Consider the following 1545-nt stretch of genomic DNA (forward strand, 5'->3'; position numbering starts at 1 on the left):
CCAATAAATCCCAATACCAACAAAGGTTTTTTAATGAATACAAACAACTCTTATCTTAATTTAAAAATTAACAAACTTGATTTTAAAATCACAAAAGCCATTATAAAAGAAAGCTTGGATCAGATCTTTTTATGTGAATGTGAAGGTTTTTATGAAAATATCAATAATGATATTTTTAGTGATGACAATATTGAATTTAATCCTAATATGCTTATTGATAAAGAAGCTTCACTTATAATTAAAAATCCTTATGAAAACAAAAAGATAGACTTTTCAACTAATATTGATATGATTTATCGGGGAATAATATCTTATGTTGACTATTTAGGTGTTAATCAAGGCAGTGCTAGCAATATTGTAAAAGAAAATTTTAAACAATTAAACCATAAACATTTTTTTAAGTTTAACTTGCATTCTCCTTTAATAAGACTTGATTTTAATAAAGCAAATCGTATTTATACTCATACAAACATAATAGAAGTAATTAAACAAACCTTAGCCTATTATAACACCAAGCTAAATAAAAACATTGATTTTTCTAATATTCATCATATATATGAAACTAAAGAATTGATTTCTCAATACAATGAAAGTGATTTAGAATTTATCACAAGATTAGCACACAATCATGGTATTTATTTTTATGAAGATAAAGATAATATTTATTTTTATGATTTTTATACTCATAAAGGCAAAATAAAAGATATAGTTTTTAATCCTAATATCAACAACCATCTTAATGAAACTTGTATTTACGCACTAAATAAAGAAAAACAAATACAAACTAATGCTTTTACTCATTCTAGTAATAATTCCAAACAACCTTTAAGTTTATATTCCTTAAGCACTAAAGCACAAAATGCCAATACACATTATAATGAGCATTCTTATGAAAGTGAGTATTCCTTTACACAAAATATTAATTTAAAACAATCCCCTACCCTAAAAGAAAAAAGAAACACTATGCTTAATAATATACTAAAAGCAAAAAGCAATATTTATCATCTTAGTTTAAATGAAAGTATTAAAATTAATATTCAAGAAGAAACCACCAAAGAATATACCATTATAGCAAAAGAACAAATTTTAATTGATGATGCTATTTTAGCTAATACTATCAATACCAATGATAATTTAAATATTAAAGACTTAAATCTAAGCAAATCTTATACAAATAATTTAACCCTTACCCCATCTTTTTTAACCTTTACACCTAGTTTTAAATCCAAACCAAAACCTCCAATTAATACCATGGGTATAGTTATAGGAGAAGATTCTAATATAGAAAATCAAAGAAATACCATATACACAGATGAATATGGAAGAGTAAAGGTAAGGATTAATCTTTATGCTAATCAAGAAGAATTAGATAATAAAACAAACATGTATCACCATAGTCCATTCTTAAGAGTAGCTAGTAATGTAGCAAGCAATCATTCAGGTTTTTACCATACACCTAGAATAGGAGATGAAGTTATTATTTCATTTTTAGATGATGATATAGACAAGCCTTTTATTAGTGGGAGTTTATATAATGGGGTGAAT

Annotated in this window: 1 protein-coding gene; it reads left to right on the top strand. The window is 24.9% G+C overall.

The genetic code is table 11. The annotated features are described in order from the left end of the window. Positions 1-33: 33 nt before the first annotated feature. A partial coding sequence (gene vgrG, locus L8U04_RS08215; protein WP_147575767.1) for a type VI secretion system tip protein VgrG occupies positions 34-1545 on the top strand: 1512 nt, incomplete at its 3' end.

This window comes from Campylobacter sp. IFREMER_LSEM_CL908 (assembly GCF_025771545.1).
Lineage (GTDB): Bacteria > Campylobacterota > Campylobacteria > Campylobacterales > Campylobacteraceae > Campylobacter_D > Campylobacter_D lari_D.